Source organism: Algoriphagus ornithinivorans, assembly GCF_900115305.1.
Lineage (GTDB): Bacteria > Bacteroidota > Bacteroidia > Cytophagales > Cyclobacteriaceae > Algoriphagus > Algoriphagus ornithinivorans.
In genome coordinates, this window is record NZ_FOVW01000002.1 from 426098 (window position 1) to 448210 (window position 22113).

The 22113-nt window shown below is 39.0% G+C and carries 19 protein-coding genes; 8 read left to right on the forward strand and 11 right to left on the reverse strand.

The annotated features are described in order from the left end of the window. The first annotated feature begins 44 nt into the window (after positions 1–44). A complete protein-coding gene (locus BM073_RS04070) occupies positions 45–353 on the forward strand; it encodes a GIY-YIG nuclease family protein (RefSeq protein WP_091650715.1) in 309 nt (102 codons plus the stop codon). A gap of 186 nt (positions 354–539) precedes the next feature. On the opposite strand, the gene BM073_RS04075 is transcribed toward BM073_RS04070, so the two are convergent. The 3 genes from BM073_RS04075 to BM073_RS04085 all read right to left on the reverse strand — a co-directional run bounded on the left by BM073_RS04075 (position 540) and on the right by BM073_RS04085 (position 6090). Continuing rightward, the gene (locus BM073_RS04075) at positions 540–1658 is read right to left on the reverse strand and encodes a Gfo/Idh/MocA family oxidoreductase (RefSeq protein WP_091650717.1); all 1119 of its coding nucleotides are present in this window, start codon (positions 1656–1658) and stop codon (positions 540–542) included. Positions 1659–1727: 69 nt separating this feature from the next. Then, positions 1728–2588, reverse strand: a complete 861-nt coding sequence (locus BM073_RS04080; RefSeq protein WP_091650720.1) for a sugar phosphate isomerase/epimerase family protein — start codon at positions 2586–2588, stop codon at positions 1728–1730. A 1-nt stretch (position 2589) separates the two neighbouring features. Beyond that, positions 2590–6090 (reverse strand): PVC-type heme-binding CxxCH protein, encoded by a 3501-nt coding sequence (locus tag BM073_RS04085; RefSeq protein WP_091650722.1) that lies wholly within the window; start codon positions 6088–6090, stop codon positions 2590–2592. A gap of 132 nt (positions 6091–6222) precedes the next feature. Between BM073_RS04085 and BM073_RS04090 the strand changes: the two genes are divergently transcribed. Continuing rightward, positions 6223–7095 (forward strand): AraC family transcriptional regulator, encoded by an 873-nt coding sequence (locus BM073_RS04090; protein WP_091650727.1) that lies wholly within the window; start codon positions 6223–6225, stop codon positions 7093–7095. On the opposite strand, the gene BM073_RS04095 is transcribed toward BM073_RS04090, so the two are convergent. From BM073_RS04095 to BM073_RS04105, 3 genes are all read right to left on the reverse strand, one after another. Then, complete coding sequence (locus BM073_RS04095) at positions 7092–7775, reverse strand: LytR/AlgR family response regulator transcription factor (protein ID WP_091650730.1); 684 nt, start codon at positions 7773–7775, stop codon at positions 7092–7094. The genes BM073_RS04090 and BM073_RS04095 overlap by 4 nt on opposite strands. A gap of 4 nt (positions 7776–7779) precedes the next feature. Continuing rightward, the gene (locus BM073_RS04100) at positions 7780–9201 is read right to left on the reverse strand and encodes a sensor histidine kinase (RefSeq protein WP_091650733.1); all 1422 of its coding nucleotides are present in this window, start codon (positions 9199–9201) and stop codon (positions 7780–7782) included. A 205-nt stretch (positions 9202–9406) separates the two neighbouring features. Further along, positions 9407–10876, reverse strand: coding sequence for an SLC13 family permease (locus tag BM073_RS04105; RefSeq protein WP_091650736.1), 1470 nt, complete (start codon positions 10874–10876; stop codon positions 9407–9409). Positions 10877–11144: 268 nt separating this feature from the next. Between BM073_RS04105 and BM073_RS04110 the strand changes: the two genes are divergently transcribed. After that, entirely contained in the window at positions 11145–12728 is a 1584-nt protein-coding gene (locus tag BM073_RS04110; RefSeq protein ID WP_091650739.1) for a CHRD domain-containing protein, read from the forward strand. 51 nt (positions 12729–12779) lie between these two features. Here BM073_RS04110 and BM073_RS04115 read toward each other — a convergent pair whose 3' ends face one another. Genes BM073_RS04115 through BM073_RS04125 form a run of 3 tightly spaced genes read right to left on the reverse strand, consistent with a single transcriptional unit; the run spans position 12780 to position 15954 of the window. Then, entirely contained in the window at positions 12780–13250 is a 471-nt protein-coding gene (locus BM073_RS04115) for a hypothetical protein (protein ID WP_091650742.1), read from the reverse strand. 41 nt (positions 13251–13291) lie between these two features. Continuing rightward, positions 13292–14437, reverse strand: a complete 1146-nt coding sequence (locus BM073_RS04120) for a DUF819 family protein (RefSeq protein WP_175557838.1) — start codon at positions 14435–14437, stop codon at positions 13292–13294. After that, positions 14434–15954, reverse strand: a complete 1521-nt coding sequence (locus tag BM073_RS04125) for a M20/M25/M40 family metallo-hydrolase (protein ID WP_091650746.1) — start codon at positions 15952–15954, stop codon at positions 14434–14436. The genes BM073_RS04120 and BM073_RS04125 overlap by 4 nt, the downstream gene beginning before the upstream one ends. A gap of 157 nt (positions 15955–16111) precedes the next feature. Between BM073_RS04125 and BM073_RS04130 the strand changes: the two genes are divergently transcribed. The 3 genes from BM073_RS04130 to BM073_RS04140 are packed head-to-tail and all read left to right on the forward strand — an operon-like array spanning position 16112 to position 19088. After that, complete coding sequence (locus BM073_RS04130) at positions 16112–17371, forward strand: sterol desaturase family protein (protein WP_091650749.1); 1260 nt, start codon at positions 16112–16114, stop codon at positions 17369–17371. A gap of 14 nt (positions 17372–17385) precedes the next feature. Then, positions 17386–18504 (forward strand): XdhC family protein, encoded by a 1119-nt coding sequence (locus BM073_RS04135; protein WP_091650752.1) that lies wholly within the window; start codon positions 17386–17388, stop codon positions 18502–18504. Further along, positions 18501–19088 carry a nucleotidyltransferase family protein gene (locus BM073_RS04140; RefSeq protein WP_091650754.1) on the forward strand — a complete coding sequence of 196 codons (588 nt, stop codon included), beginning with the start codon at positions 18501–18503 and terminating at the stop codon, positions 19086–19088. The genes BM073_RS04135 and BM073_RS04140 overlap by 4 nt, the downstream gene beginning before the upstream one ends. A 3-nt stretch (positions 19089–19091) precedes the next feature. Here the strand turns inward: BM073_RS04140 and BM073_RS04145 are convergent, their stop codons facing one another. Together BM073_RS04145 and BM073_RS04150 are read right to left on the reverse strand one after the other, a co-directional pair. Continuing rightward, entirely contained in the window at positions 19092–20234 is a 1143-nt protein-coding gene (locus BM073_RS04145; RefSeq protein WP_091650757.1) for a cysteine desulfurase family protein, read from the reverse strand. Positions 20235–20244: 10 nt separating this feature from the next. Beyond that, positions 20245–20595 carry a winged helix-turn-helix transcriptional regulator gene (locus BM073_RS04150; protein ID WP_091650759.1) on the reverse strand — a complete coding sequence of 117 codons (351 nt, stop codon included), beginning with the start codon at positions 20593–20595 and terminating at the stop codon, positions 20245–20247. A gap of 114 nt (positions 20596–20709) precedes the next feature. Between BM073_RS04150 and BM073_RS04155 the strand changes: the two genes are divergently transcribed. Together BM073_RS04155 and BM073_RS04160 are read left to right on the forward strand one after the other, a co-directional pair. Further along, positions 20710–21486: a type 1 glutamine amidotransferase domain-containing protein gene (locus tag BM073_RS04155; protein ID WP_091650762.1), complete on the forward strand. Its 777-nt coding sequence runs from the start codon at positions 20710–20712 to the stop codon at positions 21484–21486. Between the two features lie 4 nt (positions 21487–21490). Then, entirely contained in the window at positions 21491–22108 is a 618-nt protein-coding gene (locus BM073_RS04160) for an NADPH-dependent F420 reductase (protein WP_091650765.1), read from the forward strand. Positions 22109–22113 lie beyond the last annotated feature (5 nt).

A 22113-nucleotide genomic window follows, 5' to 3' on the forward strand; every position in this document is an offset into this window, starting at 1 on the left:
CAAGGGGCTCAAAAACCACTCAGAAATGAGTGGTTTTTTGTATTATGTCAGATTTTAAATTTTTTGTTTACGTTATTTATTCTCCTTCCTACGATAAATTTTATATTGGTCAAACGGAAGATATTGACAGGCAACTGATTGAACATAACAATCATTTTTTTTCAAGTGCCTCAACCAAATTCGCAGATGATTGGGAAATTTTTCATTTGATTATATGTTCTTCTAGAAGTCAGGGAATCAAGATTGAAAGCCATTTAAAAAAGGCTAAGAATAAAGTTTACCTGGAAAACTTGAAAAAATATCCAGAGATTTCAGAGAGATTAATTGAAAAATATAAAGATAATGGTCAGTAGGTCGCTGCCCCGATAGCTATCGGGGTGATCCCGGCAAGGGGCTCAAAAACCACTCAGAAATGGGTGGTTTTTTGTTTTATATTGACCTTGTTTTTGATTGAGCCTTCAACTATTTATTAATCAAACCTTAACACAAAAAAAGCTGACCTTAGAAAGATCAGCTTTTGTACAATAGGTTATTTAGGTTTAGGTCTTTTTGAGTGTGAACTCAGGTAAATATTTGATTTTTCCTCCTTCCATAGCAGATTCATGAGCCAAAATACCTACACAAGTGATGTTGGCTGATTCTCTGGCATCAGGATAGGGTGCTCGCTCTTCTTGAAGGGCGCTTAGAAACTCATGAACCAAATGGGGATGAGAACCTCCATGGCCAGATCCTTGGGTAAAAGATAAGTGCTGGTTCTCATCAGAGTCATAAACCCCATGAGTCGTAAATTTTTGAATGCCTTCTGGTAATAAATGTGCGTAATCAGGAATCTTAACTTTTTCAGGAACTTCTCCCGTATGAATTACAGAATCCTCATGCTCAATCAAGGTCCATTCAAAGGACTTTTTTGAACCATATACATCGAAACTTTCTCTATACTGTCTAGCTGTATTGAATAGTGATCTAGTAACCTCGGCAGCCAAATCACTGTTTTTTAACTTGATATGGCAGGTTTCAATGGCAAATGGAGATCCGTATTTTGGGATCAAATTTTCGTCTATTCGACCTGAACCCAAACATGATACATACTCAGCCTGTGCTTGTGGTAAAGCCAATACCGGTCCCACACAGTGAGTTGCATAATGCATAGGAGGGAGGCCTTCCCAATATCCCGGCCATCCTGCCATTTCCTGCTGATGAGAGGCTCTTAAAAACTGGATTTTTCCCAACTCACCCTTTTGATAAAGCTTTTTTACAAACAGAAATTCACGGCTGTATACGACCGTTTCCATCATCATATAGGTTAAACCGGTCGATTCTGTCAATTCAACGATCTGCCTACACTCTTCTACCGTGGTCGCCATTGGAACAGTACAAGCCACATGTTTTCGTGCCTTAAGAGCTTTGATTGACTGCTCTGCATGATTTTGAATAGGTGTATTGATATGTACTGCATCAATGTCAGGATCCTTTAGCAATTCATCATAATCGGTGTAGACCTTTTCAATACCAAAGGCTTTTCCAATGGCCTCAGCTTTTTCCTGATTCCTTTGACATATGGCATACATATTCGCCATTGGGTGTTGCTGATAGATGGGTATAAACTCAGCTCCAAATCCAAGTCCTATGATGGCTATGTTAATAGGTTTTTTACTCATGGGTTTATTTTTTAAAAATTCTTATTTTAGTTTTAAAGTGTTATAGTCCTAATTAAACATTTCTTTTTTCTACTCAGAAGCCCATTTTTTAAGGAACTCCAGACCCTCTTTAGCAAATCCATCTTGGCTAGGAACCAAAGGCTTCCAAATACAAACAGCTCCTGCCAATTCCTTCACTTTCGGAGTAAAGCTTTCAATGGAAATTGTTCCTTGGTAATTAATAGACTCCAAACCTCTTTTCCAGGCGGCCCAATTTGTTTGTCCAGTACCCGGTGTACCTCGGTAATTTTCAGATACCTGCACATGAATTAGCTTATCCCCAACTCTCTGAATGGCCTTTTCAATATCTGGCTCCTCAATGCTTACATGAAATCCATCCAATAGGGCTTTGGCTTCTTTTTCATTGATATCTTGGATTAATTGAGCCAATTCCTCAGCAGTATTAATTAAATCAGTTTCAAAGCGATTCAAGGTTTCAATCGCGATATCTAATCCATGATTTCTAGCTTTACCACAGACTTTTCGGAGGTTTTGAACCGCTCTGTCCCATTCGATTTTCTTTTGCTCAGGAGACACAAGCCTAGCTTTACCGACCGCAGAGTACATAGGACCGGCCACAAACTTTGCTCCCAATTCACTGGCAATTTCAAAGCATTGATCCATGTACTTAAAACAAGTATCATGGAAGGCAGGATCATCATGTGTAAAATCTCTGCTGAGTCCAAAAGCGCCGCAGATGATGGCGCTTAAACTATTATCCTCTAAGGCCTTTTTAACCGCAGCTAGATCCACCAATTCAGGATCTTCTACAGGAATTTCTACTGCATCGTATCCATAATTCTTGATTTTTGGAAAAAGGGAGACTGTTTCCTTGTTGAAAGGAGAAGTCCATAGCCAGGTACTAACACCGAATTTTACAATCAAGGCCATACTATTCTACTTTCATAATTCCGTTCATTATTCTCCAATGCCCCGGCACTGTGCATATAAATGGATATTCACCCGGTTCAGTTGGAGCTATGAATACCAGAGATTCTCTTCCTTCGGGGTCTACCAAACGCGTGGCTGCTATCACTTGAGGGATTTTAGGAACATAATTCTGTTCAGCTCCTTTTGGATCCCTAGCCAATTCATCCGCAGCTTTTCCGATTTGTTCCATAGATCCTTTCTGGCCTATTACCAGGTTATGCTGCATAAAATCAGGATTCTCAAAGTCTATAGTCACTTGGGAACCAGCCTTTACAGTGAATGAAGCTTTGTCAAATTTCATTTCATGAGGAATGACTCCAAGTTTAATGATAGAAGTTCCATTTACCTGTTGGCTGGCTACAAAACTCTCCTCTTCCACCAAGGAGGTTCCTGGCTTATTCAATGATAGAGTAGATTTATTGCTGAGTCTACCGCCAAACCACCAAGTGCCTTCGTATTTTCCAACCACATTTCTACTATCATTCTGACCAACTCTCACTCGGTTGGGAGATAAAGACTCCTTAAACAATCCATTGGTCTTTCCTTTGGCTATTTCCTCACCATCGATTTTTAATGTCATACTGCCATCCTCTTTCAAACTCGCATCGATGGTAAACTGAGTTTCAGGAAGGGTTTTCTTAGAGCTGAGAATATTGAGTTTTTCATTTTGTGCAACTGCAAAATGAAGGGCATCTTGATAAAAATACAGGCTATATCCATTGGTATTATTTCCCTGTGCCACCAAAACGCCTTCCAATGGGTTTTGCCCTTTGGACACTATAACTCGAAGTGCTATTTCTTTTCCAGCAACGTCCGGAGGGAATAAGATACTGTTCCTCTGATCAAGTGGGTATTGCTCTGCCACTAGTGAACGACTAATTCTATCTGCCAAAGAAAGTTCACTATCTCCAGAAGCTCTTAAAGCTGTGGAATTATCTCTTTTTGCAAATTCAGTTGGGTGCGCCAAAACAGCTGCAAAAATCGCTTGAGGTAAAAAGCTGTCCTTCCCGTTCTCTTCTCTTTCTGCAGCTTGAATTAACATAGCAGCCGCCTTTTCAGAAAAAGGCATGTCTGAAACTGCTAGAAAAGCGTGCTTTCTGGTAGCTAAATCCGGGTCTTGAGTAATTCCGGAATTCATAATCGCATCCAAAGACGCCGGAGTATTTGGTAAAACGCGAAGTGCATTTTTTCTAACCGCGGCAGAAGGATGGGAGAGGGCTTCAGTGACAGTTTTAAATGCCTCTTCATTTTCTCCATCCAGTTCTCCCAGACCGTGTAAAGCCCATAATGCATTGACAGCAGGAGCATTTAAACCAACTTGATCTACATTTTCGTCAGAGATAATCTTGTATAAATCAGAAATAACAGATTTGTCCTGCTTCTCCACGATTAAGCGCTGCGCTGTCAATCTCCAAAACATGTTATCACTTTTTAGGGCTTCAATCAGCTCTTTTCCGCTGGCATCCTTGAGATCAAAAGTTTTGGAATCTTTTCCACCTTTATAACTGATTCTATAAATTCTACCATGTTGACTGTCCCGAAGCGGATTGATGTAGGCATTTCCAGCTCCATTTTCAAATCCTCTCGGTGTAGGATTATGCTGAATAATAAAGTTGTACCAATCAGCAACCCATAAAGCTCCATCAGGACCAACTTCTGCATGAACTGGTGAAAACCATTCATCAGAGCTCGCCAAAATATTGAAGTCATTTTTTTCTTTATATCCAGAGCCATCAGCCTGAATTTTTGCTCGGTGAAGGACCCTTCCAGTCGGTTCTGCTACAAAGGCTATTTTATTCCAATATTCTTCTGGAAAACTTCTGGCGGTATAAAAATTATGTCCAGCAGCAGCGGTGTAGCCACCATGCCAATCTACTTGCCTCAAAAATGGTGTTAAATGAGGCATATCATAATGGCTGTCGATTCCATGAACCGTATTAGCAGAACCTTGGAAAATAGGCCTTTTGACATAATTGTTGGCCATGGAAAAATATACGCTATGCTGTCCATTGGCAGTGGAAATAAATGTCTCAAAATCTTCTGTGAAACCAAGTCCCCAGGTATTATTAGATGTATTTCCCAAATATTCCAGATTATCACCCGAAGGCTCAAATCTATACACACCTTGTCCGAAGGAATGTCTTTGGCCACTTACTTCTCCATTGAAGCCTGCATAGCCTAAGACTCCCCAGATTTTATTGTCAAATCCATATCTCAGGTTTGAAGGTCCTGCATGGGTGTCACTTTTGCCCCAGCCAGTCATCAATACTTCCCTCACATCCGCCACATCATCTCCGTCTGTATCTTTTAAGAAGAGAAAATCAGGAGCCATAGAAATTAGAATGCCTCCATTGACCGCCATAATTGAAGTTGGAATATTCAAATTATCCGCGAAAACAGTGACTTTGTCTGCCTTTCCATCTCCATCTGTATCTTCCAAAATCTTGATTTTGTCGTTTCCTCCTTCAGTCCTAACCTCATTCGGATAATCCACAGTTTCGATGACGAAAAGCCTTCCTCTTTCATCCCAGGTCATTGCCATAGGATTGATGATCATGGGTTCACTAGCAAATAATTCCATTTCAAAACCAACAGGTAGCTGTACCAATTTCATGCTTTGCTCAGGAGAAAGCGGAAGCTGATATTTTGGGGCTGGATCTCTTCTTTCATAATTTGGAATCTCAGCATCCCGAAATTCAGGAGTTGGAATTTCATAAGCTTGTAAAAGCTCATTTACTTTATCGCCCACCGCCCACAGTATACCATTGGCGATTAGATTTTGGAACTCGGCCTTTTGCCAGGTTTCTTCATTGTGACCATATGCAGTGTAGAATACCCTTCCTTTTCCTTCCTCCAATGTCCAAGCATAAGGTTCTCTATGATCACCTTCCACTCGTTCCATCAAAACATGCATGTCAGGATTCAATTGAGAATGCACATAGGTTTCATCCCAAGTATCAAACTCAGAAATTCCCTGCATGATTGGGTGTGCTGCATCCACGATTTCAGCCTTGAATCTTTCAGCCCCATGGGATTTGAATTGCCCACCTACCGCATTAACGTACCAGTCAGAATTTCTAAAAGACCAGGAAGCACTATGTACCGGAATCAAAGCTTTTCCACTTTGAACGTATTTTTTTAATGCTTTTTCCTGTGATGAGCTGATTGAATCATGATTAGCATAAATCATCAGCCCATCATAATTGTAAAGCACATCCTCATTCAAATCCTCAGGATTGGTGGTGTAAGTCAAATTAATCCCTTTTTGAAATAGGGGAGTTCCTAAATAGAGCATCAGTTGCTCGGAATTGTGATGCTCACTTTCATGCCCCAAAACCAATATTTCAACCCTTCTGGGCTCGGTCATGGAGAGAAAACTTTTAGGTTTATTGCAAGCAGTCAAAAGGAGAATAAATCCTAGGAAATATAGACTCTTGAGAAAGTAATTAGGTGGTTGATTCATGATTTGGGTTTACCTTAATTGCAGGCTACTATATTCCATATTTTTAGGCAGGAAATCTTACTGTTTACTTTTAAATTCTGACTGAATTTTGATATTTTTTCTTAATTTTCCTTCAATAAATAGCAAAAAGTAGTGAAAAAGCCTGTTCAAAAGTCAAGAATTCCCGAAGACAAATCTTTTCTAATCCGTGAATTAAAAGCCCCATTTTTCGATGTAAATTGGCATTTTCACTCCGAATTCCAGCTTTTTGTAGTCCTTAAAGGGAAAGGAACACGCTTTATTGGTAACCATATGAGCTCATTTAAAGAAGGAGATATGGTTTTGACTGGTCCGAATTTGCCTCATCTATGGAGAAATGATCAGGAATATTTTCAGATAGATAGTAAGTTAGAGACCCATGGAATTGTCATCTATTTCCCCGATCACTTCCTCCAGAATGCAGTATTTGAGTTGAATGAATTCTCATCTATTGCAAACATGCTTTATAAGTCCTCAAGAGGATTGGAAGTACAAGGAAAAACCAATCGAGAGATTACTCAAATGATGAAGGAGCTTCTTAAAATGGAAGGAGTCCAATCACTCATTCAGCTTTTGACCATACTGGAAAAAATCGCTCAATCCGAAGAGTATCAAATCATCGCTGATGCAGCCTACACTAATACCTTCAAGGAATCTGAAAAAGACAGAATGGGATTAGTTTATGAGTTTGTCATGCATCGATTCAATGAAAAAATAGCTTTAAAGGAAGTTGCGGATATCTGTAATCTGTCGGAAAGTGCTTTTAGTCGCTATTTTAAAAGTAGAGCAAATCAGTCCTTTAGTGATTTCTTGTCTTCTATCCGCATTAATCACGCCTGTAAGCTTTTGCAAAATGAGCAGTTGAACATTAGTCAAATTTGCTATGAAAGTGGATTTTTCACCCTTTCCAACTTCAATAAGCAGTTTCGTGAAAAAATAGGAAAAACTCCTTTAGAATATAGAAAGGAGTTTGTAACCAGTTTTTAAAAATTGTTTTTGAAAATTTCGTTCACTTCATCAGCATAGCTGGAACTGATAGGCACAGTGTGCCCTTTGAGGTGAAGTTGATGCTTTTCTATTCTATTTACGAGATTTCGATTGGCTAGAAAAGAACGGTGAGTTCGAAAAAAGTAGGAGGGGAGCTCTTTCTCTACCTGAGAAAGAGTCATTCGACTTACAATTTTATGATTTTCCAGCTGGAAGTTGACATAATTCCCCTGAGACTCGCAGTACAGAAGTTCGTCGAAATCCACTCTGGCGATTCCCTCAGAGGTCTTGATGAATAGATGGGAATCTTTATCCGATTCGTGCAGCGAGATCCATTCCTGAGCCTTTTGACAAGCTTTTAGAAATCGAGGGAAAGAGAATGGCTTTAATAAATAATCCATGGCATTCAACTCAAAACCTTTCACTGCAAAATCCGAGTAAGCCGTGGTGAAAATCACCTGCACATCAGTAGGTAGAAGTTCCGCCAAATCAATTCCCGATAAATCCGGCATATTGATGTCCAGAAATACTACTTGCACAGGATTGGATTTAATGTATTCCAATCCCTCAATAGCATTGGTGAAATATGCATTGACTTCCAAGAAAGGCACTTTAGAAGCATGTGCTTTGATTACTTCCAGCGCATAGGATTCATCGTCTATTGCAACTGCTTGCAGCATAGGGTTATTTTAATTGGATTGAAAAATGTACAAAGAAATCATTGTCATTGGAAACGATATTTAATTGATGTTGATGAGGATATAGTAACTCCAATCGTTTTTTAACATTTTCTAGTCCTATGCCTGATTCCTCCTGTTTTGATTCTTTGGTTGAACTTTTAGGGTGAACGCTATTGACCACATCCAAGTGCAGAGAACCGGAAATACATCTGAGGTTAATTTTTATCCAGGATTTTTCTTTGGCGCTTATTCCATGCTTGAAAGCATTTTCTACAAATGGAATAATCAGCATGGGAGCAATCTCTCCGGAACATTGATTCTCATTAATTTGAATATCAGTATCCAGGTTTTTCTGAGCACCAAATCGTAGCATTTGTAGATCCAGGTAATTTCTGAGATAGGTAATTTCCCTAGATAATGGAATTTGAGGCATTTGATTTTCATGAAGCATGAAGCGCATCATATCGCCAAGCTTCTGAATTCCATCTGATGTTTTTTCTGCATTTTCTATCAATGAACTCGCATATAGCGTATTCAAAGCATTGAAAAGAAAATGTGGATTAATCTGAGATCTTAGAAAATCAATATTGGCCTGTCCCTGATCAATTTTAGTGTTAAGGGAAGTAATCTGGCCTATATAATTGTCATACTTTTTGAAAAGAAAAGTTGTGAGAGGAAAGAAGATCAACTGAATAAAAGCAACAGTTCCCAATCCACCAATCACAAAAATCTCCTCCTGATTTTCTTCTAAGGAGATGACTAAAAATATTAAAAGTATGATAGAAGACAAACCCCAATTATACCATCTTGATGCTTTGATTTTGCCTTCTCTTCTTTTTCCATAAACCAAAAAGAAATTATATAATCCTGCGATGAAAATAATAGGGATAAATACGCCAAAAATGATGGAGGGACCAAATCCGGTGATGGGGTCTAGTTGAATTAGAAAGAAAAAGGTAAATAAGAAAGCTATAATCAGACGAGCATAATTATACAATTGATAATCTCTGACTCTTGGCGGAGTTAAGGCTTGATTTAAGAGACTTCCGGCAAGAAGATAGCAGATAAATAAGACTAAAATCCCCACCAAAAAAGTAGGAAAGCCCGCTTTGACTAAACCTGATTGATAGCTGAAAATAGCGCAAATGACAAAAGTCAAAACGCCGGTTAAAGCCATCAGTAAGATTGAAGGCCATTTGTTGCTATCATTTTGAAACTTTGGTATCAAAATCATCTGCACCAAATGGAAAGCAGTGTAGATTGTTCCCAAAATGACAAGTCTGCTAATAAATTTGAATATTTCCTGACCAGAGTCATTAGAAAACTGTGGTCTGTATCCAAAGAGGATAAATAAGAATGCTGTTAGGGTAGCGCTGCTCACCAGCCACCATTCGATTTGCCTGAAATCAAAGCTTTTTACCTTCATAGGTTTTAGAATTGGGTCAAAATGGAATAAATGTGATAAAGCAAGGCCGCAATCATCAGAAAATAGAAACCTGATTTCCCGTTTTTCTGCCTAATTGAATTTTTTGTTTCCCTTGCTTTCATGGATACAAGAATACCATGTTGGCTAATCAGCGTCAATTTGTTGGGATGAATAGGTTAGTTTATGGGATGGAAAGGCTATTTAATTAATCAAATGGGTTCTGAAGCAAATTAATATCCCAGAACAAAGGAAGAAGGAAATAGACCATAAGCGTTACCAGCAGAATTGATAAAATATTAAGCCAAAATCCAGCCTTGACCATATCTTTCATTTGTAGAAAACCAGATCCGAAAACGACTGCGTTGGGAGGGGTGGCAACAGGGAGCATAAATGCACAACTTGCCGCCAGAGTAGCGCCAACCATCAAACCGAAAGGATGTAAGTCTAATTTGATCGCTACAGAAGCGAGAATTGGGAGAAGCATGGAAGCAGTTGCCACATTAGAAGTAACCTCTGTTAAAAAGTTAACAGATGCTATAATCACCAAAAGCAGGAAGAAAAATCCCACACCTTCAATTAGGGTGAATCTTTGACCGATCCACTCGGCTAAGCCTGTTTCTTTAAAACCTTCTGCCAAAGCCAAACCACCTCCAAAGAGGATCAAAATTCCCCAAGGAATTTGCTCTGCTGTTTTCCAGTCTAGAATTCTTTTAGTTTTAGTTGAATCGGGGAGGAGAAATAAAATTACCACTCCGGTTAGTACAATTATGGTGTCGTCAATACCGGGTATAAGCTGATCTAAGAGGAAGCTTCTGGATATCCATGCAAAGCAAACTAAGGAAAAAACGACCAATACATTTATTTCCTCATAGGAGATTTTTCCTAGTTTTTGGAGCTGTTCAGACACGATGGTTTTAGCATCGTTTAGCTTAAACCTTTTTGGAAGAGGGTTGGCATAAGTCACTAAATACCACCAACATATAAAAATAAGTGTAATGGATAAAGGAAAGCCAAAAAGCATCCATTCATTAAAACCGATTTGATAATCATAAAGGTCTGAGACTACGGCAGCTAAAATCGTATTGGTAGGAGTTCCGATAAGGGTTGCCACACCTCCAATAGAAGCGCTGTAGGCAATTCCCAACATGATATTTTTCCCCAATTTTTGAGAGAGGCTTAAATTTTCGGAGCCAAATGAATCCTCAAATTGCTTTACTACAGCCAATCCAATGGGTAGCATCATCAATGAAGTGGCTGAATTCGAAATCCACATGGATAGAAATCCAGTGGCTAAAATGAATCCCAAAACAATAGTTCGAAGATCAGTGCCAATTAAGTTAATTATGGATAGGGCGATCCTGCGGTGTAGATTCCATTTTTCTATCCCTGTAGCCATTAGAAATTCACCCATATATAACATAACCGTAGGATGCATGTAATTGGAAGAAACTTTAGCAATTGGCAGAATATTCAAAGTGGGCATGAATATTAAAGGAAGAAAAGCCGTAGCTGCAATTGGCAAAGCTTCAGTGATCCACCAGATAGCCATCCAGGATGCTAAGGCTAGCATGGCTAAAGCTTGAGGATTTAAATCCGGAGATTGGACAAAAGATAAAATAAGAAAATAAGAAAGCGGTCCTGCAAATAAACCGAGGGTAGACAGATTGATCTTCATTCAGTGAATTCTGGGGTAGGGATAAATTTCGCTGAAGTTAAAAAATTATAATGGAATCGAGGTATCAAAATTTAATACTTAACATAATGTAAATTATGTAACAAATAATAAATATCTCAAAATCGATTAAGCATCCGCAGAGAAAGAAAATCCTGAAAATTTTGATTTTAGTCAATCCATACCCTAAAAGCACTTCGTAGCTAAAAAAGTAGATCAAAGTACAGGAAACCAATCCTGCTATTTAAAATTTTAACTAACCTCAAAAATTATGTACTACACAAGACAAATTTTGGGAGGATTACTCTTATTATTCTCCGCAGTTTTGGTCAGTTGCGACCAAAACATCGATCCAATTGACCCCATGCCAATGCCTACGGGTCAAACAGCAACTTTTCAATTAAGCTCAGTATCTGATCCATCGATTTCTGGAACAGCTGAATTTGTTGAAAATGACGATAACACAACCACCATTAATCTTCGTCTGTCAAGTACACCTTCTGGTGGAATGCATCCAGCTCATATTCATTTTAATACTGCAGCTGAAGGTGGTGATATTGCATTAACCTTAGGAACAGTTGACGGTACAACCGGAATGAGCAGCGTCACAGTAAATTCACTAGACGATGGTAGCGCCATTTCCTATGAGCAGCTAATTAATTTTGATGGTTATATCAATGTGCATTTGTCAAGTTCCGATTTGGCAACCTTGATCGCTCAGGGTGATATCGGTGAGAATGCCTTAACTGGTGAATCTAAGACTTATGCCCTAGGTTCTGTAGATGTAGATGGAATTAGCGGTACTGCTACTTTTAGTCAAAGAGTTAATGGTGAAACATTGGCGGAAATTATGTTAATGGGAACTCCGGACGATGGAATGCACCCAGGTCACATTCACTTTAATACTGCAGCCGAAGGTGGTGCAATCGCAGTTTCTTTCAACCCTGTTGTAGGTGCATCAGGAATGAGTGCAACCAATATTTCAACTCTAGATGACGGTACTCCTATTACCTATACTCAATTATTGGATTTTGATGGATATGTGAATATTCACTTGTCTGCAGAAGATCTAGGAACTTTAGTGGCCCAAGGAGATATAGGTCAAAATGAGCTTACTGGAGAAGAAAAAGTTTATGAGTTAGGAGAAAAAGATGTGGATGGAATTAGCGGTACAGCTACTTTCAAGAAGCGTGTGAACGGTGAAGCTTTAGCTATGATCGAGTTGATGAACACTCCTGAAGACGGAATGCATCCAGCACACATTCACTTTAATACAGCATTAGAAGGTGGTGGAATTGCCTTCACTTTTACTCCAGTCAATGGTGCAACTGGTGTAAGTGTGACCAACGTAGCCACGCTAGACGATGATTCTATGATCGGGTATGATGATATTTTAGAATTCAATGGATATATCAATGTGCATCTATCTGCCAGCGAATTGGGAACCATCGTTGCTCAAGGTGATATCGGATCCAATGAATTAACCGGAGAGTCAACTACCTATGTATTAGGTGAAAAAGATGTAGTAGGAATTAATGGTACTGCGACTTTTAGAAAAAGAGCTAATGGTACTACCCTAGCAATTTTAGATGTAGAAAACACAATAGCAGGCTCTTCTCACCCAGCCCATATTCACAATAATACAGCCGAAATGGGTGGAAGCATTGCATTTACCTTTACGCCAGTTGATGGTACTACAGGAATGAGCATGACCAATATTGTTGCTTTAGATGATGAAACAGCAATTACTTATGAGCAACTATTGGAATTTAACGGATATATCAATGTACACCTCTCCATGGCAGAACTTGCAACAGTTGTTGCCCAAGGAAATATTGGGGTGAATGTAAATTAATAGTAGATGGTTGGTTTTAAAAAGTCCGGGTATTTTGCCCGGACTTTTTTTTTATAGTTCCTCCAGTCGAAACTGGAAATCGTACTGTAAATCTTCGTGTAATCCACTTACTAACTTTTCAACTTTTCCTTTCTGGATCTCATACAGATTTTTGATCACAGAATTCCGATGCTTTAAAAATCCCATTTCCTTTATTTTTTCACAAAAGAAAAGAATGACCTCAGCCTGATCGGATTTGGACTTTGATAATTTTAAAAGCTTATTCATTTTTCTACGAATACTTTGAGCTGATTTTTTCGCATAATAACCATGCTCTACCCTAGCCTTTTCAAATTCAACTAATAAATCTTCTTTAACCATTTCCACAAATAATCCTGGCTGATCCCTTTCATAGAGTTTAAAAAATAAATAGGCCTTATTGTCCCTGCTAAACTTTATTAATTCGATCAAAAGATCCTTAATTTCCTGTTCAGAAAGATAGCCAAGGTCTTTTTTCAAGGTGGCTAAACTGGGAATGTCCATATACTTTTTTAGAATTTAATCAGAATTATAAGCTGCTTGCTTTAGAATTGTTGGAATAAATAAATAGTGAGCATCCCCCACCCTGTTCCGGTAACCATACTCAAAATGGCTAATAGCACCGCATGAGGCATTAAATCTTTCCTATATGCAGCTGTAACTGCCGGAGCAGTAGAAATTCCGCCCAAATTTGCCATGGATGCGATGGGAACCCAGATCAGATTAAGCCTCAATACTTTGGATAGGACTAACATCAGAATAAAGTGCAAAATCAACCAAACCAAAACCAAACTTACAAAGCTCCAAGGTAAGGTTAGGTTGCTGAAATCTAATCGCAAACCAAGAATGGCCATGACCAAAACAATACAGACTCCTCCCATTTTCAGGGAAAATGAGGTATTCCAATGTGTAATCAAGTTACCCAAAAGCATTCCCAAAATTGATAAACTTATAACCAGCACAAGGAATGATAGATTTAAAAAGTAACTGATACCTGTGATCAGAGCAAAAATTATAATGATCACCAAGGGTCTGATTTTCCTTCCAGAATTGATTTTGGGGTCTGCCAAGGTGCTTGGAAGAGGATCTTGGATTCCTATCAGTTTGCTGAGAACTTCACCTTTTTTGATAAACTGAAACATCAAGATTGTCCAGATATTGACCAAAATATTATCCAATACCAAAACTGAGAGAAAGATATTTTCAGGGGTTTGGGCGAGCTCTTTTAAAATCAACTGAGAGGTACTTCCGCCAATCCAGCCTCCAACTATGGGGACGAGTCCTTTCCAATATTCCTGTTCGAAAAAGATAACATCATTACCTGGTTCGAGTAAAAGCACTCCTGAAACCAGTAATACGGGTAATGTTGCTATAAAGAGACTTCCTCCAAAAAATAAAACCAAAGGTCTTAATCCTACCACTGCCAATTGCTTGAAAGGTAATGCGGACATCACTGCCAAAAGGGTGATTGGGATAATCCAGTTTCTGCTTAGGCTGTGTAAATAAACACTGGATAGATCCCACCCGCAGAGGTGGGTAAATCCTGCCGGGATCACATAAGCAAATAAAATTGCAGGAAACCAGTTGAGAATTCCTTCAATTATTTTATTATTTAAAGTATTGATTTTCAATACAAAAGTAACTGTTAATAAAACAATTACTAGAGATATGATTTCATCAAATGAATTCATTGAAAAGGTTGGGAAAGAATACTTAAACATGTTTGGATTCCTTCCAGATAGTTACCAATTCTGATATTCTCATTAGGTCCGTGAATGTTGTTATCTGGATTTGGAATCCGTACGGAAACTGCCGGAGCATTTAAAATATTGATGAAAGGTGCCATTGGTTGGGAGCCACCCGTTTGTCTGGTTTTGACATAATCTGATCCAAAAACATGCCTCATTCCTGCTTCCAACCATAGTGCAAAATCAGAATCCATGGAGGTTCTGAAAGGCTGGGAACCGATGCGAAAATCAAAAGAGGTAAGTTTTGAGTAAGCCTTTCGCTCTTCCAAGCTTGGCTCCTCGCCATCTATTATATAATAGCCTTGATCGGAGATAAATTTTCGCAAAAGTGCTATTTGTCTCTCTCCGGGAGTCTCTTTGACTGTCCGGATATCAATTTCTGCTATGGCCACAGAAGGTATCAAAGTCCTTACCTCCTTTCCTACCCAACCTGCATTGATTCCCCTAATATTTAATGATGGATACTGCATAGCTTCCTGATAGCTCCCTCCCACTTGATCTGCTTTAGCTATTCCAAGTTCATCCAGGATTTCTTCCATAGATTCCGGCACTTCGGCCATTGCTTGCATGTCGGATTCACTCAAATTGACTCCTTCATAAAAGCCCGGGATTGCTACTTTCCCAGACTCATCTTTCATTGCTGCCAACAGTTTGGATAAGCCAAAAACCGGATTCGGGGAGAAATTCCCATATTGTCCGGAATGCAGATTTTCTTTTGCTCCAAATACTTTAATAGTGGCAGTAGCTATTCCTCTTGCACCAAATGCTAGATTGGGGAGGTTGGATAAGTGACGGGTACCGTCCATGATCAATATTCCATCGGCTGCAAATAATGCTTGATTAGCCTGCACTATTCCATCTAATTCTGGAGATGAGAGTTCTTCTTGAAAGTCGAGAATCAGCTTCAGGTTAACTGCCGGCTCAATTTGGTTTTGCTGAAAAATTTCCATAACCGTCAAAAAGCTCATGGCTGGACCTTTGGAGTCTGAGGCCGACCGGGCAAAAATTTTCCAATCCAAATCGATCTTGTCATTCAATGAACTCCAATTTATTTCCTGCAATTTCCCATCTACTTCTTTTTTCAAGGCAGGGACAAATGGACTTTTTTGGTTCCAAGCTGTGGTATCCACTGCTTGCCCATCAATCTGCATGTAAACAAGAATCGTTTTTTTCGCGGGGTCAATTTTTCCTTTTGCAAATAAATGAGGAACTCCCCCTGCGCTGAGTACTTGAGTTTCAAATCCAAGTTTGTCCAATTCTTTTTGACACCAATTGAGATTTGCTTGAATTTGATCAGGAAACCGGCCGTTATTCGGGATTTTCAGGAATTCATTAAGCTTGTTTAAAGACGGAAGCAAACTTTCTTCTGAAAGGCGCTGAATCTCAACTTTATCTATTTGAGCAAAAGTTGGAAACCAGACCAAAGAAAATAAGGTTATTAGTAGGTATAATCGATTCATGCCTTGGATTTAGAGAGTAGAAAAATAGAAATATTTTTCTGGTATCTTTTTAAAAGATATTCTTTGGTTGATATGTATCAAAAAAAGCTGCTCAAATTCATGGAATTTGAATGAAATCAGCATAATTCCTAAGTTTAGTATTGGAATATAAACTCAAATGGAAACCTACGGTAAAATCTTATTAATCGCTATGCCCGCCTTTTTTGTGCTGGTGTTGTTTGAGAAGTTTTGGGGAGTATGGAAAGGAAATGATACGGTTCCTGTAAATGATATGATTGCGAGTCTCAGCTCGGGAATAACCAATGTGACCAAAGATGTCTTGGGTTTAAGTATCGTAGTTATCTCTTATGAATGGATGGCCGGAAAATTTGGATTATTTCAAATCGATGCCTCTTGGTTGACATACGTAATCGCTTTTATTGCTTTGGATTTTGCAGGCTATTGGGTGCATAGAATTTCCCATGAGTATAATCTATTTTGGAACAATCATATCATTCATCATAGCTCAGAGGAATTTAATCTAGCTTGTGCCTTAAGACAAAGCATCTCCTCAATCGTCAAAATATTCGGAATTTTCTTACTTCCGGCTGCTCTATTGGGTGTTCCAGCCCAAGTAATTGCCATTGTAGCTCCCTTACATCTCTTTGCTCAGTTCTGGTATCACACCAGACATATCGGCAAAATGGGTTTCTTGGAAAAAATCATAGTTACCCCTTCCCATCACCGGGTTCACCATGCCATCAATCCGGAATATTTGGATAAGAATTATGGGCAAATTTTTATCATTTGGGACAAGCTATTTGGAACTTATCAGGAAGAACAGGAGAATGTCCCAGCAGTTTATGGGGTGACAAGACCAGTTCGAACCTGGAATCCGATTAAAATCAATTTTATGCACCTTTGGCTTCTGATCAAAGATGCCTGGAGAGCTCAAGATTGGAAAGACAAGCTAAAAATTTGGTTTATGCCATTGGGTTGGAGACCCAAAGATGTTTCCGAGAAATATCCTGTCTACAAAATTGAAGACGTTTATCACTTTGAGAAATACAACCCATTCCTCAGCAAAGGAATGTTGATTTGGAGTTTTGCCCAGTTAATTGTGCTTTTGCTCCTTCTCAGCTATTTGTTTGGAAATTTAGCCAGCATTGGAGTGCCTGATATCTTTTATTACGGAGCCTTTGTCTTTTTGACAGTTTACTCTTACACCGAATTAATGGATAGAAATCCCAATGCTTGGGTTTGGGAAGTTTTGAAAGTGATATATGCCTTTTACTTCATTTTTACTTCAGGTGATTGGTTTGGGATCAATGAAGTTTTCCCCGGAGCCTTGACTTTCTTTATTGTCTATTTATTTTTATCCTGTTTGCTTTCTGTATGGTTTTGTTTGAAAAATGAAAGGATGCAGTTAGCCAATTGAGTTAACTTAGGCGCATGAAAGAGTTCAAGCAGATTATTCAGGCTTACGAAGTTTGCAAGGAAGAATCCATTTCAGCCGCATTGGCTACTGTGGTAAAAGTAGATGGATCTGCCTATAGAAGACCAGGTGCGAGAATGCTCGTAACCCAAGATGGACAATTAACAGGTGCGATCAGTGGGGGCTGTTTGGAAGGAGATGCCTTGAGAAAGGCCCAAACGGTAATTTTTCAGCAAAAATCCATGCTTGTAACTTATGATACTACGGATGAAGATGATCAAAAATTCGGCGTAGGGCTAGGTTGTAATGGAATAATCCACGTATTGATTGAACCATTGGATTTTTCTAATCCAAGCAACCCCGTTGAATTAATCAAGGAGGCCATCCAAGAGCGTGAATCCAGTCTTCTGCTTACTGTATTTTCTATTCCTAGATCTAAATCAGAGCAAATAGGTACCATCTTTTTAAAAAGAGGAAATCAGGAATTCGGCAATTCTGGAAAATTGAATCCTCAGCAATGGCTCAGGATAAAACACGAAATCAATGGCTTTCAAGAAAATCAGAGTCAAATCATGGAATACGAAGAGTTGGATCAGATTTCCGTATTCTTCGAAAAAATACATCCTGTAACGAGGGTATTACTTTTTGGTGCGGGAAACGACACAAGGCCTGTAGCCCAAATGGCCGAATTATTGGGAATGGAGCTATTTCTTTTCGATGGAAGAAAAAATCAGGCTACATCTGCACGTTTTCCATCGGCTCAAAATATTATTGTTGGTTCTGCAGAAGAAGTGTTGCCAAGCATAAGTACCGATTCCAATACTGTTGCTCTTTTAATGACCCATAATTTTGAATATGAGGTGATTATTTTGGAAAAGCTCCTGCAATCAGACCTTCCCTATATCGGAATTCTTGGGCCTAAGAAAAAGACAGAAAAACTGGTACAGCGATTGGAATCCAAAGGTTTGCAAGTCAACATGGAGAATATTTATGCCCCTGTAGGTCTTGAAATCGGAGCTGAAACTTCTGAAGAAATTGCGCTTTCTATTATGGCAGAAATTAAAGCAGTTCTAAATCAAAAGAGTCCCATTTTCCTTCGGGACAAAAAAGGTCCCATTCACGAGTCTGGGCTATGAAAACAGGCATAATTCTTTTGGCCGCAGGTTCATCTTCCAGATTAGGTAGACCCAAGCAATTGGTGGAGCTGGGAGGTAAAACGCTGATTCAAAACGCTATAGAAGAATCTAAAAAAAGCCAAGCAGATTCTATAGTAATTGTTTTGGGTTGGAATCCTGACTTTATCCAAACTGGTTTTGAAAGCAAAAACGTACCTGTTGTAATCAATAAGAGCTGGGAAGAAGGTATGGCTTCCAGTATGCAAACAGGGCTCAAGTTTTTGATAGAAAATATCCAAACCGATCAAGTGATTTTGATGCTCTGTGATCAGCCATTTGTTGATGCGGTTCTTTTGAATCGATTGATTGAGGAGAAAGAAAGCTCTGGTAAAGGAATCATCGCTTGTTCTTACTCTGGAACCATAGGTGTGCCTGCGCTTTTTGATGCATCCTATTTCAATGAATTACTGAGCCTCAAAGGTTCAGAGGGTGCTAAAAAGGTGATTTTCAATCATTCTGAAGATGTTTTGGCGCTTGATTTTCCCGAGGGTGCGATTGATTTGGATACTGAAGATGATTTGAAAAAGATCAAGAATCTCAAATAAGATCTATCCTCTTAATTCTTTTACTACTTTTTCTACCCAATCTACGGTTTGTAGAATTTCGTCTTCGCTAGTTTTTCTTCCCAAAGAAAATCGTATTGACGCTCTTCCTAAATCTGGATCCAATCCCATGGCTTTCAATACATGACTAGGTTTAGGGGAAATAGATGTGCAGGCAGAACCCGAACTCACCGCTACTTTTTGATTCACTCTTTTCAATAGCTCCTCTCCTTCTACTCCTGAAAATGCGATGTTGCAAACATGGGGCAAACGATTATCTTGACTTCCGTTCAATTGTGTATCAGAGATTTTTAGTAATCCCTCTTGCAACTGATTTCTAAGCTTTTGCAATCGATTAGCTTCTTCATTCATTTCTTCCATTCTCAGCTCTGCAGCTTTTCCAAAACCCACTATACCAGGTACATTTAGTGTTCCGCTTCTCATTCCCTTTTCATGGCCTCCTCCATGGATTTGAGCCAGTGGCTTGGGCAATTCATGATTGTGTCGCACGTACAATGCGCCTATACCTTTAGGACCGTATAATTTATGAGCAGAAATAGCCATCAAATGAATTCCTTGGGTAGAAACCGGGATCTTACCAGCTGCCTGCACTGCATCCGTAATTAAAATCAGATTTCTATCCTCACATAATTTTGCGATTTCCTCTACGGGGTGAATGATTCCTGTTTCATTATTTGCCCACATTAGGCAAATCGCTTTGGTAGTCGGGAGAATGGCTTTGACTAATTGATCTATGCTTATTTTACCCATCTCGTCTACGGGTAAATAGGTCACCTCTCCTCCCCTTTTTTCAATTTCTTCAAAGCAATCCAAAACGGCTTTATGCTCGGATTGACAGGTGATGAAATGCTGTTTTCCGGGCAAAAATGCTTCAAAAGTACCTTTTATAGCCAAATTTAAGGCCTCTGTAGCTCCAGATGTAAAAATTATTTCCTTAGACTTAGCACCAATCAATTGAGCAATTTTTTCCCGGGCTTCTTCTACCGCATTCTCTGCAACCCAGCCAAAGGGATGACTCTTACTTGCCGCATTTCCAAAATGATTCGAAAAAAATGGAAGCATGGATTCCATTACTTCTTCAGTGCAAGGAGTAGTGGCATTATAGTCTAAGTAAATGGGGTATTTCATTGGTTAAGAATTAATGGTTTTCATTTACATTGAACTCCTCCATCAACTGAAGTCCATAATTTCTGATTGTTTCAATAATTGGTATAGCACTTAAACCCCTCTCAGTGATAGAGTATTCCACTTTTGGAGGCACTACGGGATAGACTTTTCTATCAATAAACCCTTCGGCTTCCAGTTCTCTCAATTGACTGGTCAACATTTTATGAGTGATATGCGGAATATCTTTTTTAAGTTCTCCATAGCGCATTACCCGGTCTTTTAATCTCCAAAGAATAGGCATTTTCCAAGTTCCACCGATCCTGTCCATTGCAAACTCTACAGGATTGTAATAAAGCTTTTTGTCAAACAAGAAATCAGGCATATCGTATCAATTTTCCATTTCTTTCCTAAAAGTGTATATCCTAACTATAAGTAAGTATATTGTTAAAGGTACTGTTTAATTTCAAATTTGTCTTGTTCGCTAAACCAAAATTTTATGAGCAAGATTCAAGAAAAACAAAGCTATGTGCATTTCCATGGTGCACCATTTAAAGGAAAAATATTAATGGTTGCCAGTTCTCCTACAATATCAAAACAAACTGGATGGCCAATTGGATTTTGGGCCGCAGAGTTGACACATCCTCTTCGAGTTTTCCAGGAAGCAGGCTATGAAATGGAGTTGGCTTCTACCGAGGGAGGAAAACTGGAAATGGATGCTTACTCTAATCCAAATGATTCCAGTGGCTATTCCGCACATGATGTGATTTCATTGGGCTATATGCAAAAACCTGAATTCAATGAAATGCTGAAAAACACTAGAAAATTGAATTCTGTCAATCCTTCGGATTTTGATGCTATATTTCTTGTTGGAGGTCAAGGTCCCATGTACACTTTCAGAGGAAATACCAACTTGGAAAAGCTATTTGTGACATTTTTTGAATTAGGTAAGCCCAGTGCCGCTGTTTGTCATGCTACTACTCTCCTATTGGAAGCAAAAAAGTCTAACGGTGAGCTCCTTGTAAGAGGAAAGACATGGACGGGATTTGCAGATGCTGAGGAAGAATTTGCAGATCAGGCAGTAGGTATGAAAATTCAGCCTTATCGAATAGAAGAAGAAGCAAGAAAATTGAAAGGAACAACTTTTAAAGTTTCTTCTCCATTTTCTTCCTATGCCATTCAAGATGGAAACTTGATTACAGGTCAACAGCAAAATTCTGGTGAAGCAGCAGCGAAATTGGTGGTGGATTTGTTGAATTTAAAATCAAAAAAGTAAGGATATGGAAATAGCAATTATAGGAACGGGAAACGTTGGTGGTGCATTAGCCACTAAATGGGCAAAATCAGGACATCAAATTCATTTGGGTGTTCAGGATAGCTCCAATTTTAAGGGAGATAATTTGGTCTCAAACCCAAATACAACAGTTCATTCAGTATCTGAAGCTGTAAAAATTTCTGAGGTGATCTTAATAGCAACTCCAGCAAAGGCAGCAATTGAAGTAGCCCAAAGCTTAGGCGATACTTCTGGAAAAATTATCATAGACGCCATGAATATTATTATGGGAAATGGCCCCATTGGATATAAATCAACCTCAGCCGCAATACTTGATCATACTGCCTCAAGAGATGTAGTCAAATGTTTCAATACCACTGGCTACAATAACATGCAAAACCCTAAATACGGAGCCCATTCATTGGACTTGTTTGTCGCTGGCGATAGTGAAAAAGGAAAAACGGTCGCAATCCAACTTGCAAAAGATGGTGGATTTGAAGCTTGCTATTCAATTGGTGGAAATGACAAATTTGAATTAATGGAGCAATTCGCTTGGTTTTGGATTAATCTTGCCATGTTTCAGGGACAAGGAAGAGAAATTGGATTTAAGTTACTGAAAAGGTAAAATTC